Below are 12,319 nucleotides of genomic sequence, written 5' to 3' on the forward strand. Positions count from 1 at the left end.
GGCAGGAAAGGGACTCAGAGCGCACCAGATTTCCTCTCGTTCCCGTGGTTTATCCCTCAGCGCTCTCGCGTCCTACCGAAACGGAGGTGCAGGAAAATGGTTCCGCTGCTTCTGGTTCTGCTGCTCGCATTGCTTCTCTTCGGCGCGGGATTCGCGTTGAAGGCACTGTGGATCGTCGCCGTGGTCGTGCTGGCGTTCTGGCTGCTCGGCTTCCTGATGCGGTCGGCCGACGCCGGTGGCCGGCGCGGCCGCTGGTACCGCTGGTAGAACGGGGGAGCCGGCACCGCCGGCAGACCCGGATCCCACTCCCCCGACAGCCCTCCCCGGCGGGCCGATCCCTTTCGGCCCGCCGGGGAGCGGTATTTCCTGACGGCCATTGCAACTGATGGCGCGTCACCCTACTCTTCCGGCACATCCCCACCGCACCGGGGCGCTCGTACGGTCTCACCCCTACGATCCATGCGCGGTGCAGCGGGGCCGGCGCGCCGCGCGCCGGAGGGACAGCCATGTCCGACGACAGCGCTCGAAGAGCTTCCTTCACCCGCCGCACGCTGCTGACCGGGGCCGCTGCCGCGGGACTGGCCGCGGCAACCAGGCTGCAGCCCGCGCACCGCATCCCCCTGGGCAGCGCCGCGACCACCCTCGCCCCTCCGCCCGACTTTCCAGCGGACATCCCACTCTCCCAGCAGGCCTTCCGGAACTGGTCGTTGGAGATCGTCGTCGAGGGCGTGTGGACGGCCTCCGCCCGTACGCCCGACGACGTGGTCACCCTCGCCAACTGGGCGCATCAGCACGGCTACCGGCTACGGGCCCGCGGCAAGGGCCACACCTGGTCGCCGCTGGTGGTACCCGCCGGGGCCGACACCAACCGGACGGTCATCGTCGACACCACCTCCCACCTCACCGCGGTCAGCGTGCGCGGCGGCGGCCCGGGGAGCGTCACCGCGCAGACGGGGGCGACGCTCGACACCATCCTCGCCCGCCTGGAGGAGGCGGGGCTCGGCCTCGCCACCACCACCGCACCCGGCGACCTCACCATCGGCGGGGTGCTCGCCATCGGCGGCCACGGCACGGGCCTGCCCACCGCCACCGAACAGCCGCCCGCGGGCTCCGGCTTCGGCACGCTGAGCTCCCTGGTCACCTCGCTCACCGCGGTGGTGTGGAGCGCGGCGGAGGGGCGCTATGTGCTCAAGACCTTCACCCGCTCCGACCCCGACATCCGCGCCTTCCTCGTCCATCTGGGCCGCGCCTTCCTCACCGAGGTGACGATGACCGCGGCGGCCAACACGCGGCTGCGCTGCCAGAACTGGTTCGATGTGAACGTGGGCACGGTCTTCGGCCCGCCCGGTACGGGCGGCCGCACCCTCGGCTCCTACCTGGACCGCACCGGGCGCATCGAGGCGATCTGGTTCCCGTTCACCGATGTGCCGTGGCTGAAGGTGTGGAGCCTGGCGCCCGGCAAGCCGCTGCTCGCCAAGCAGATCGACGCCCCGTACGCCTACACCTTCGCCAACCGTGTCACCGAGGAGATGTCGGGGCTGCTCGGGGAGATCGCCGCGGGCGGGGGCGACAAGACGCCTGCCTTCACCAAGCTCGCCATGTCCATCGTCGGGTCGGGGCTGATCGTCACCGGTACCTGGGACGTCTGGGGCTGGTCGAAGAACAGCCTGCTGTACGTCGAACCGACGACGCTGCGGATCGTCGAAGCGGGGTGGGCGGTGCTGACCTCCCGGGCGAATGTGCAGCGGGTGGTGGGGGACTTCTACGCCCGCTACCAGAGCGTGCTGACCGCCCATCAACGCCGCGGCTCCTACCCGGTCAACGGTCCGATCGAGCTGCGCATCACCGGTACGGACCCCCTGGACGGCCCCCTTCTGTCCCCGGCGCGGGCGCGCGCCGACCATCCCGAGTGGGACACCGTGGTGTGGCTCGACTTCGCCACCTATCCCGGCACGCCCGGCGCCGGGCCCTTCTTCCGCGAGCTGGAGCAGTGGATCTGGCAGACCTACACCGGTTCGTATGCGTCCGTACGTCCCGAGTGGTCCAAGGGCTGGGCCTATACGGACAGCGGGCCGTGGACGGACCCCGCCACGGTGGGCGGCACCGTCCCGGCCGCGTTCGAGGACTGGCGCACCGCCCGGGACATCCTCAACTCCTACGACCCGGCACGGGTGTTCTCGAACACTTTCCTCGACACGCTGCTGCCCTGAGGGGCACCTGTCTCCTGGGCGGCACCTGCCCTCCTGGGGAGCGCGCCACGTCACCTCGCGCCCCGCGCCCGTCCGGCTCCGCCGGCCACCCTGGCCCTATGGCCGAGGACGGCCGGCGGAGCCACGGCCGCTCCCCTGTGCGGGACGGAGCGTGAGCGTGCCCTCGGGGGCGGCGGCGACGCAGGGGCGGAAGCCGGAGCTGATCCGGTCGAGCAGCTGGCGCAGCCACCGGATGTCCTGGTGCGAGGCGTGCCGCAGCCGCATGCGCCGGGCCTGCAGCGGGGTGATCCGCACGTGGTGGAGTCCGCCGGTGTCCGGGTCCACCGAGACGAGGTAGAGCAGCCGCAGGTCGTCCCGGTACTGCTCGTAGCCGGTGATGCCCTCGTAGTCATCGATGAAGTCGCCGCACCCGTAGATCACCAGCTTCCCTCGGTACACCTCCAGGGCGCGGGGGTGGTGCGAGGAGTGGCCGTGGACGAGATCCACGCCGCCGTCGATCAGGGTACGGGCGAACGCGACCTCGTCACGGGGCACGTGGTAGCCCCAGTTGGCGCCCCAGTGGACGGACGCCACGGCGATGTCGCCCGGCCGCTTCCGCTGCCGCACCCGGTCGGTGAGCGCGGTCGCGGCGGCGGACGAGGGCCTGGCCACGAAGGCGACCCCGGCGCTGTCCGGAGCCGCGGCCCATGGCCGGGGGATGCCGCTGGACGGCATGCCGAAGGAGAAGACCAGGAGCCGGCGGCCGCCTTCGAGCGGGATGCTCGCCGGCCGGTTCGCCGCGTCGGCGTCCGCTCCCGCCCCGGCCGTCCGCAGGCCCGCCCCCGCCAGAGCGTCGAGGGTGTCCGCCAGCCCTTGGTGGCCGAAGTCCAGGACGTGATTGTTGGCCAATACACAGACGTCGGGGTGGGCGGCGGTGAGGCAGGGAACGTTCTCGGGGCTCATCCGGTAGTGGATTCCCTTGCCGCGGGCGAAGTCGCCGCTCCGGGTGATGCTGGTTTCCACGTTGAGCACCCGGGCTGCGGGCGCCGCCTCATCGAGCACCTTCAGGGCCTCCCCCCACGGCCAGGAGAAGCCGACCGGACGGTCGATGGGACCGTTCGCCGCCTCCGCCAGCTCGACATAGACCCGGGCGTCGTGCACGTAGCCCTCCCGCAGCGCGGGGTCCCCCGGGTGCGGAAGGATCTGGTCGACGCCCCGGCCGAGCATGACATCGCCGCAGAAAAACAGCGTGAGCAAGTCACCGCCCATTCCCCCAGGTTAGAACCAGTCGGCGGCGGTTTCCCGTCGCAGCGGTCCACGCGGTGCCCCGGGCCCCCGGGGACGGGTGGATCAGTACACGTACGACGCCCGGCACCTTCTCGACCGGCGAAGCTGCCGTAGCCGGGCGGAGGAAGTTGCCTGCTCAGGGCGGGCATCGAGGTGATCAAGGCGTGCCCGAACGCTCCGCTCGGCGGGACCGTCCCTCGATGAGCGCGGCTACGCCGTCGAGCATGGAGCCGAGGCCGATCTCGAACAGTTCATCGAGGTCCAGGTCGTACCCGGACTCTCCGACGGCTTCGATGACCTGGGTGAATGTCGGGTAGTCGCCGGACGCGGTGATCGCCGCCAGGGCGGGGGCCTGGGTGTCCAGCCACTGGTCTTCCGACAGGCCCGTGACGCTTGCGGCTTGCGCTTCTCGTTCCAGCTGGACCGCAATGCCCTGCACATGGCTGTAGAGGAGGGCGTTCAGGTTGAGCATGGTCGTCGGGTCGAGGCCGTGACCGTCGAGGGCCTTCAGCATCCATTCGGAATAGGCGATCAGATGGGGCAGGATCAGCGGGCGGGTCAGCGGCCCGATCTGCGCCAGCCAGGGATGCGCACGGTGCAGGGTCCAGAGCGACCGGGCGCCCCACTCCAGCCGGGCCCTCCAGTAGGCGGGCGCTCCAGGGGGGAAGCAGAGCTCCCCGAGAACGGCATCGGCCATGAGGAGCACGAGGTCGTCCTTGCTGTTCACATAGCGGTACGGCGTCATGGTGGCGGCCTGCAGCCGTGCCGCGACGCTCCGCATGGACACCGCAGCCAGCCCTTCAGCATCGGCGATCTCTACGGCGGCACGCACGATCCGTTCACGAGTCAGCTCACGCTCCCGGTCCGTGGCGGTGCGGGGGCGGGCGGCGACGGGGCGCCGGTGAGGAGCCGCCACCACGGTGCCCACGCGCGGCTTTGCCCGTACCAGGCCCTCTTGGCGCAGTGCGGTGAGCGCCTTCGTGGCGGTGGCCAGTGCGACATTCCACTCCTTCGCGATCTGACGCGTCGAGGGGACCCGGTCGCCGGGAGCGAGTTCACCGTCGGTGATGCGTCGCCGGATCTCGGCGGCGACGCGCAGATAGGGCGGGACGGGTTGTGCGGCCACCTGTCTCCTCATTTCTTTCCGCCGTTTTCTCGCTGTACTAGTACAGAGGTTAGCAGGGAAGACCACGCCAAATACCCTCTTGACCTAGTACAGGGGCGCCAAATGAGTACTTGGCGCACCTGGGCGTACGGCGTACATTCAAGCGCGAAGCGCGTACACCGTACGAAGGGGTTTCCGTGAAGACCGTGCTCATCTCCGGCGCGAGTGTCGCCGGACTTACCGCCGCCTACTGGCTGCGGCGCCGTGGCTACGCACCGACCGTCGTCGAACGCGCTCCCGGTATACGTCCGGGCGGCCATGCGATCGACGTCCGCGGCGTTGCGCTCGGCGTCCTGGAACGGATGGGCCTCTTGGCCGAGGCGCGGCAGGCACGCACCCGCATGCGGGGGATGTCGATGCACGACGGCAACGGCAAGGAGCTCTGGCGCTCCACCGAGATGACGTTCAGCAGCGGCCGGCTCGACAGTGACGACATCGAGCTGTTGCGGGATGACCTCACCCAACTCCTGTACCGGAAAACGCTGGACGACGTCGAATACGTCTTCCATGACTCCCTGGCCACCCTCGATCAGGGCCCGCACGGCGTCAACGCCGGTTTCGAGAGCGGTCGGCGCCGGACTTTCGACCTCGTGATCGGGGCGGACGGCCTCCACTCGAAGGTACGGCAGCTGGCCTTCGGCGAGGAGCGCCGGTTCATCCGCCCTCTCGGACCGCACCTGGCCGTCTTCAGCACGGACAACTTCCTGAACCTCGACAACTGGCAGGTGTGGCTCCAGGACGGCACCGCCAGCTCCTGCGTCTACCCGGTACGCGACAACACCGAAATCAGGGCCATGCTCGGCTTCATGTCGGAGCCCCTTGACCTCGACTACCGTGACACCGAGCGGCAGAAGTCACTCCTCGCCGAGCGGATGTCACATCTGGGAGGCGACACCCCGAGGCTCCTGAAGGCCATGTGGAGCGCGTCCGACTTCTACTTCGACGTGATGGCCCAGATCCACCTGGATCGCTGGTCGGACCGCAGGACAGTGCTGATCGGTGACGCGGGCTACTGCCCGTCGCCCTTGTCCGGGCAGGGCACCAGCCTGGCCCTGGTAGGTGCCTATGTGCTGGCCGATGAACTCGACAGGGCGGACGGCGACCACCGCACCGCTTTTCCGCGGTACGAGGAGCGCCTGCGTCCATTCGTCGAGCTCAACCAGGCACTCGCCACGGAGAATTCCGGCGGTATGGCGTCCGAAGAGTCCTTGGAACGAGCCAAGAACGCGTTCTGCCTCGATCGCTGACCGAGCGGCCGAGGGCGCGCGCCCTGCCGAGCATGTGGTCGGCATCGTTGCGCCTCGGGGCGTTGCCCTGCTTCCGGCCGACGGCGGCGTGTTCCCCGACTGAGCGGTCTTTCCTGGGCCTTCGGGCCTTTCTTGACGCCTCTTCACTCCTCACCGCCGTGTTAGCCGGACGTTAGCGGAGCGGCAGCCTTGCACTAGTGGTCCTGACCAAAGTGGGTGACGTACCGAGGAGACAACGACACCGACCGTCCTGGGGGGACCCGTCATGAGCTCCAGCACCACTGTGCGCACCGCCCGTCGCCGCACTCTGCGCCTTGCCGCCGCGGCCCTGACCGCGGCCGCCGGTCTCACCCTGACCGCCTGCTCCGGCGCGGACGCCACCGGTGCGAAGCCCGCCGGCCGCACGGACGCGGGCGCGGCCGCCGTCGAGTCCAGCGGCGCGGGCGCCTCCGCCGGAGCGCAGGACTCCGATGCCCAGGCGGACTCCGGTGCCAAGGCCGATACCAAGGCGGGCGGTACGGGCAAGAAGCCGGGCGGCGCGCGTGCCGGGGGCGGTGGCGGGGCGGTTTCGGGCGTCCAGCGCTGCCACACCTCCGGCCTGACGGCCGCATTCGCCACGGGCGAAGACGCGGCCCCGGACCCGAACGCGAGCGGCGGCACGACCACCAGCATCGTCCTGACCAACAAGGGCAGCAGCGCCTGCAAGATCGGCGGCTTCCCCGGCGTGGACCTCAAGTCCGAGAACGGCGGCGAGCGCTGGTCGCTGGCCCGCTCGTCGAAGAAGTTCAGCTCGATCACCCTGCAGCCCGGGGACAGCACCGACTTCACGCTCAACGTCGCCATGACCAAGGAAGAGACCGGCTTCTACCAGCCCGCCTTCGCCGACGTCACCCCGCCCAACGAGACCACCTCACTGACCGTGAAGTGGCCCTGGGGCACCCTCGTCGACCAGCGGAGCGCCACCCACCCCGGCACCTTCGTCAACCCCATCGGCTGACCCCCTCGGCACCGCCCCGGACATGAGCCCAGTACCTCTCTGAGCCGGACCAGCTCAGAGCGTCAAAGAGGAGCAAGGAGATCACCATGAAGTCGTGGCGTAAGCGAATCGGTGTCGGTCTCGCGGTGGGTGCCGCAGCCGTCGCCATCCCCCTGACCGCCACCACCGCCTCCGCCGCTCCGCCCCCCGGCGACGGCTGGGTCCCCGTCGGTGGCGAGAAGTACCCCTCGAAGGCGGAGTGCGAAGCGACGGAACTCCCGTACGCACAGGCGAATGGGTACCACGAGGTGTGGTGCGACGACAGCAAGGCCATCATGCCCATCTTCAACCGCTGACCGCTCTCCGCCGGCAGGGACTCGTCCCGCCTGCGCAGAGCCGGCAAGGCCCGCTGCCCCGGTGTGTCACGCCGGGGCAGCGGGCCTTCCGCTGCGCGGACCCGCTCGCCCGAGCGCAGTGCGGCGGCCCGGCCGCGCACCTGGGCTCGGCGGAGATCGGTCACCGCCCGCTCCGCCAGGACGCCTACAGCCACCCGCGCTCGCGTGCCGTGTGGGCGGCTTCGAAGCGGTTGGCGGTGTCCGTCTTCTGGATCGCCGAGGATAGGTAGTTGCGCACCGTCTTCTCGGAGAGGTGCACCCGCGCCGCGATGGCGGGGACCGACGCCCCGTCGATCGCCGTTGCCAGCACCTCCCGTTCGCGGCGGGTGAGCGGGTTGGGCCCGGCCCGCAGCGCCGCGGCGGCCAGTGCGGGATCCATCACCGTCTCCCCGGACATCACCTGACGGATCGCCACCGCAAGCTCGTCCACCGGCCTGTTCTTCCCGATGAAACCGCCGGCCCCGGCCGCGAGCGCGCGCTGCAGATGGCCCGGCCGGTCGAAGACCGTGAAGATCAGGATTTTCGTTTCGGGCAGTTCGGCGTGCAGGGCCACGGCGGCGTCCAGTCCGCTGCCTCCGGGCATCTCGATGTCGAGCAGGCACAGGTCCGGCCGCAGTCGGTGTGCGGCGGACACGGCAGCCGGCCCGTCCGCCACCTGGCCGACCACCGTGATGTCGGGCTCCAGGCCGAGCAGGGTCGCGAGGGCACCGCGCACCATGGCCTGGTCCTCGGCGAGGAGCACCCGGATCATGTCGTCTCCCGGGCGCGGTCGGCCGCCGCGAGGGGAATGGCGGCCTGGAGGCGGAAGCCGCCGCCCGGAGCGGAGCCGGTGCGCAGGCGGCCGTCGAGCGCGGTGACCCGCTCGGTGAGACCGGCCAGCCCATTGCCGTCGGGCCCCGGACGAGCGTGCCGGACGGACCGGGCGGGCCCTATGCCGTCGTCGAGTACCTGCAGGAGGGCCCGGCCGTCCTCACTGCGGAACACGACGCGGCAGTTGGTGGCCCGGGAGTGCCGGGCGACGTTGGTCAGGGCCTCGCGGGCGACCCAGCTCAGCGCCGTCTCCACCACCTCGGGCAGCCGGCCGGCCGCGGCGTCCACCGTCACCGAGACCCCTGCGTCAGCCAGTGTCGTGCGGGCCTCCTCGATGACCGCTGACAGGCTGAGCCGCCGGTAGCCGGTGACGGCCCCCCGCACCTGCTCCAGGCACTGACGGCCCATGTCCTCGATCTTCTGGAGCTCGGCCTCCACGTCCGTCTCGCCCGCCCGGTAGAGCCGCCGTGTCACTTCCGCCCGCAGGGTGAGCTGGAGGAGGCTGTGGCCCAGTGTGTCGTGCATGTCCCGGGAGAAGCGCAGCCGCTCCTCGGTCACCGCGGCCCGCGCCAGTGCGCGCCGGGTGCGCCGGAGTTCGGCGTTGAGGTCGAGGATGCGGCGATAGGTCGTCATGGCCAGGCCGACCGCGGTGGTCATCACCACCAGCGCGGTGGTGTCCGCTCCGGTCCGGCCCGCCACGAAGAAGGCCAGCGCTGCCGAGGCCGCGAGCGCGGGGAGGGTCAGCCTCGCGGGTACGGCGACCGCGCCGGTCGCTGACAGATACGGCAGCAGGAGGGTCCAGTCTTTGCCGAGCCACAGCGGGAGTGCCACGGACAGCGCCGTGAGCACCACCAGCAGGGCGAACCGGAACCGCTGGTCGAGCCGGGCGGAGTGGTAGGACCAGGCGAGGATCACCTGGGAGGCCGCGAAGAGGCCCAGGGCGCAGGCGGCCGCAAGGGCGGTGAGGAGCGGGCTGTCCGATGCGGAGAGCGAGGGGACCAGGCCGAACAGCGGAATGAGTCCGACCGTGGTGCCGGCCACGGCGCCCCGGGAGGAGGCGGGCTCCCCCGTCCCGCCCGCGGCCTTCGCACCCGGTCCGAAGCCCCGGCTCATGAACGTCCCCTCCCGCCGCGCCGCGCTCGGACCACGTCCTGCAGCACTCTCAGTCTATCCTCCGGCTTGTCATGGCCGGATCGTCCACGGCAGGCAGCGGGCGGCGGAGCAGCGCCCCTGCTCCGGCCTCTCGTGGGCGCACGGTCCACGGTGAGCGTCGGCACGGTGCCCGTGCTCCGGGCCCCCGCCCCACCACTGTCGCGGCTCAACGCGTCACCTCCCGCCGGAAGGCGAAGCCGGCCAACAGCGCGAAGCCCACCGTCCATCCCCCCAGCACCGCGAGGTCCGCCAGTCCCGGCAGGGGAGATGCCCCGCCCTCCAGAAGAGCCTGGCTGAGGTGGACCCAGTGGTTGGTGGGCAGCACCTCGGACACGCGTTGGAGGGATTCGGGGAACAGCCGTGCCGGTACCCACAGCCCACCCAGCGCGGACATGCCGATGACGCAGGCCATGACGGCGGGGCCGCTGGTGGTGGGCGAGACGAGGAAGCCCAGGGCCACGCCCAGCAGGGCGAAGGGCAGACTGCCCAGCCAGGTGATCGCGCCGGCCTCCAGCCACTGGGCAGCGCTCAGTGGGATGCCGTGTGCCAACCCGCCGATCAGGAAGACGGCCAGCAGCGAGAGCAGAGAGAGCAGCAGGCCGCTGACTCCCTTGCCGAGGACTATCTGCGTCGCGCGCAGCGGAGTGGTACGCAGCTGCGCGACCCAGCCGATGTTCCGGTCGAGTGCGATGTTGACCCCGTTGGTGACGGTCACCATCAGCACTCCGTGGCAGGCCATACCGGCCATGACCACGGCATCCGGGGCGTATCCGGCCCCCGGAGCGCCCGGGCCGCCGCCGACCGTGGAGAGCATCAGGTACAGCAGCGCCGGCATGGCCACGGTGAGCACCACGAACTTCGGATCGCGGCGCAACCGCCGCAGCTCGAAGCGGAGGTAATGACGCGTCAGCATCAGTGCTTCACCTCCCGTACAGCCTGGTGAGCGGCCCCGGTGGTGAGCGCGCGGAAGGCCTCTTCGAGGCTGCTCCCGGACAGTTCGAGATCCCGGGCCGCGAAGCCGCCGGACAGCACGGCGTGGAGGGTGGCGTCGGAGTCGGTCGTGTACAGCCGGACCCTGTCGTGCTGCCGCTCCACGCCGCAGACGCCGGGCAGTAACTCCACTCCGGCCGGCGGCGGACCCTCCGTACGGAAGCTGACCGTGCGTCTGCCCACCGTCCGCTTGATCTCCCCGCCGGTTCCTTCGGCCAGGATCCTGCCGCGGTTCATCACGACGATCCGGTCGGCCGCGGTGTCGGCCTCCTCCAGGTAGTGGGTGGAGAACAGCACGCTCCGGCCACGCTCGGCCCAGCTCCTGATGCCTTCCCAGAAGCGGGCCCGGGCCTCGACGTCCATGGCGACCGTCGGCTCGTCGAGCACGAGCAGGCCGGGCACGCCCGCGGCCGCGAAGGCGAAGCGCACCCGCTGCAGCTGACCACCCGACAGTCCGTCCACGCGCCGGCTCAACAAGCCGTCGGCATCCGCCACTTCGACCAGCTCACTCAGTAACGCGGGCTGCGGATAGAGCCGTCGTGCCAGCTCCAGGACCTCGCGGACCTTGGCACTGGCGGGGAAGGCCCCGTCCTGCCGCATCGCACCGACCAGCCCGGCCCGTACGGCCGCATCGGGTGCCTTGCCGAACACCTCGACCCGTCCGCGGTCCGGACGCAGCAGGCCCAGAAGCATGTCGATCAACGTGGACTTGCCCGACCCGTTGGGGCCGAGCAGCGCGGTGATCCTGCCCCGGCCGACCGACAGCTCCAGCCTGTCGACCGCCTTCACCTGAAGGAAACTCTTGGATACGCCGGAGAACTCCGCCGCGTGATCTCTGATCGTCTGTGACATGCCTGCACGCTAAGTTTCCGGCCCCCCCCGGCGGCAGAGGCACCGGCCCCGCGTTCTTCGGGACATTTGTCCCGGTGGAGGGAGGTGCGCGGGGAAGCTCCGGCACTGCCGGCCGGCACACCGCGGTCCGCGCTGCCGCCTACGCGGTACGCCGCTCAGCAGACCTCACGGCACGGGATCGACGCGGGCGGGCGGCCGTGCAGCGCCGTGGGGTTGGAGCCCGGCGCGCCGGTGGGGCCCGCCGTGAGAGTGGTCTCCGCCGCGGGGGTGATCACCGCGGCGGGCGTGGCCCCCCGCGGCCGGGGCAGCCCCGCCCGTGAGCGCACCCCCCACCGCAGGATCAGCCGCCTCGTCCGGAGCTGCCGTACGGCGACCGGCAGACGGGGCTGCCGTGGGGCGCGAGCCGCCCGCCAGGATGCTGACGGTGTTGGCCGTCACGATGGCCGTGATGGCCAGCCAGTCGATTCCTTGGAGGGTCTGGTCCAGGACGACGAGGCCGACGAGTGCCGCAAGGACGGGGTTGACGCTCATGAAGACGCCGAAGAAGCGGGCGGGGACCCGGCGCAGTGCGAGCAGGTCGGCGAGGAACGGGACGGCCGAGGAGAGGAGGCCCGCGACGGCCGCGTACCCCACGGCGCTCGCGCTGGGGTGGTGGTCGGCGAGCACGGCGGTTCCGACGGGTAGGTACAGCAGGGCGGAGACGCCGGCGGCCGCGGCCGAGCCCTCCGCGCCCGGCAGCCGGGCGCCGACGAGCCGGTTGAGCAGGATGTAGGACGCCCAGCACACGGCGGCGAGCAGGCCCAGCGCGATGCCCGCGTAGTCGGTGGCCGGCTGCGGGCGGGTCAGCAGGACGACCGCGGCCCCGGCGACGAGGGCGCACAGCAGGTCCGTCAGGCGGCGGGAGGCGGCCAGTGCCACGACCAGCGGCCCGAGGAATTCCAGGGTCACCGCGAGGCCCAGACCGATGCGGTCGATCGCCGTGTAGAGGGACAGGTTCATCGTGGCGAACACCGCCGCCAGGCACAGCACCGGCCACCACTGCCGCCAGGTGAACGCGCGCAGCCGCGGGCGCCCCACCGCCAGCAGGACGAGTCCGGCCACCCACTGCCGTACGGCCACCACGCCCGCCGGCCCGATCACCGGAAACGCCAGCGCTCCGGTCGCGGCACCTATCTGGTTGGACAGCCCGCTGCCGAACATCAGCGCCACCCCCGCCGCACGGCCCGGGTGCGCCGCCGGTCCCCCACGAGCGGCCT

11 protein-coding genes and 1 pseudogene are annotated in these 12,319 nt (G+C 71.2%); 5 read left to right on the forward strand and 7 right to left on the reverse strand.

Features of this window, described 5'->3' with window-relative positions:
* The first annotated feature begins 96 nt into the window (after positions 1–96).
* Both ABZ851_RS21630 and ABZ851_RS21635 read left to right on the forward strand, forming a co-directional pair.
* Complete coding sequence (locus ABZ851_RS21630; RefSeq protein ID WP_088796174.1) at positions 97–267, forward strand: hydrophobic protein; 171 nt, start codon at positions 97–99, stop codon at positions 265–267.
* A 239-nt stretch (positions 268–506) separates the two neighbouring features.
* Positions 507–2,210 carry a cholesterol oxidase substrate-binding domain-containing protein gene (locus ABZ851_RS21635; protein WP_361129979.1) on the forward strand — a complete coding sequence of 568 codons (1,704 nt, stop codon included), beginning with the start codon at positions 507–509 and terminating at the stop codon, positions 2,208–2,210.
* Positions 2,211–2,306: 96 nt separating this feature from the next.
* Here the strand turns inward: ABZ851_RS21635 and ABZ851_RS21640 are convergent, their stop codons facing one another.
* On the reverse strand, positions 2,307–3,458 hold the full coding sequence (locus tag ABZ851_RS21640) for a CapA family protein (protein WP_361129982.1): 1,152 nt from the start codon (positions 3,456–3,458) through the stop codon (positions 2,307–2,309).
* Positions 3,459–3,633: 175 nt separating this feature from the next.
* Positions 3,634–4,602, reverse strand: a complete 969-nt coding sequence (locus ABZ851_RS21645) for a GntR family transcriptional regulator (RefSeq protein WP_361129985.1) — start codon at positions 4,600–4,602, stop codon at positions 3,634–3,636.
* A 176-nt stretch (positions 4,603–4,778) separates the two neighbouring features.
* On the opposite strand from ABZ851_RS21645, the gene ABZ851_RS21650 reads away from it, so the two are divergent.
* The 3 genes from ABZ851_RS21650 (at position 4,779) to ABZ851_RS21660 (ending at position 7,220) form a co-directional block, all read left to right on the forward strand.
* The gene (locus tag ABZ851_RS21650) at positions 4,779–5,888 is read left to right on the forward strand and encodes an FAD-dependent monooxygenase (protein WP_361129988.1); all 1,110 of its coding nucleotides are present in this window, start codon (positions 4,779–4,781) and stop codon (positions 5,886–5,888) included.
* Positions 5,889–6,153: 265 nt separating this feature from the next.
* On the forward strand, positions 6,154–6,885 hold the full coding sequence (locus ABZ851_RS21655; RefSeq protein WP_361129991.1) for a DUF4232 domain-containing protein: 732 nt from the start codon (positions 6,154–6,156) through the stop codon (positions 6,883–6,885).
* An 86-nt stretch (positions 6,886–6,971) separates the two neighbouring features.
* The gene (locus ABZ851_RS21660) at positions 6,972–7,220 is read left to right on the forward strand and encodes a hypothetical protein (RefSeq protein ID WP_361129994.1); all 249 of its coding nucleotides are present in this window, start codon (positions 6,972–6,974) and stop codon (positions 7,218–7,220) included.
* A gap of 184 nt (positions 7,221–7,404) precedes the next feature.
* Here the strand turns inward: ABZ851_RS21660 and ABZ851_RS21665 are convergent, their stop codons facing one another.
* The 5 genes and pseudogenes from ABZ851_RS21665 to ABZ851_RS21685 form a co-directional block, all read right to left on the reverse strand.
* Positions 7,405–8,010 carry a response regulator transcription factor gene (locus tag ABZ851_RS21665; protein ID WP_361129997.1) on the reverse strand — a complete coding sequence of 202 codons (606 nt, stop codon included), beginning with the start codon at positions 8,008–8,010 and terminating at the stop codon, positions 7,405–7,407.
* On the reverse strand, positions 8,007–9,182 hold the full coding sequence (locus tag ABZ851_RS21670; RefSeq protein ID WP_361129999.1) for a sensor histidine kinase: 1,176 nt from the start codon (positions 9,180–9,182) through the stop codon (positions 8,007–8,009). The genes ABZ851_RS21665 and ABZ851_RS21670 overlap by 4 nt, the downstream gene beginning before the upstream one ends.
* A 205-nt stretch (positions 9,183–9,387) precedes the next feature.
* A complete protein-coding gene (locus ABZ851_RS21675) occupies positions 9,388–10,134 on the reverse strand; it encodes an ABC transporter permease (RefSeq protein ID WP_361130002.1) in 747 nt (248 codons plus the stop codon).
* A complete protein-coding gene (locus tag ABZ851_RS21680) occupies positions 10,134–11,063 on the reverse strand; it encodes an ABC transporter ATP-binding protein (RefSeq protein ID WP_361130005.1) in 930 nt (309 codons plus the stop codon). The genes ABZ851_RS21675 and ABZ851_RS21680 overlap by 1 nt, the downstream gene beginning before the upstream one ends.
* 414 nt (positions 11,064–11,477) lie before the next feature.
* Positions 11,478–12,263: pseudogene (locus tag ABZ851_RS21685) on the reverse strand (EamA family transporter); the annotation flags it as partial.
* Positions 12,264–12,319: the final 56 nt, after the last annotated feature.

Source organism: Streptomyces sp. NPDC047049, from assembly GCF_040643995.1.
Lineage (GTDB): Bacteria > Actinomycetota > Actinomycetes > Streptomycetales > Streptomycetaceae > Streptomyces > Streptomyces mooreae.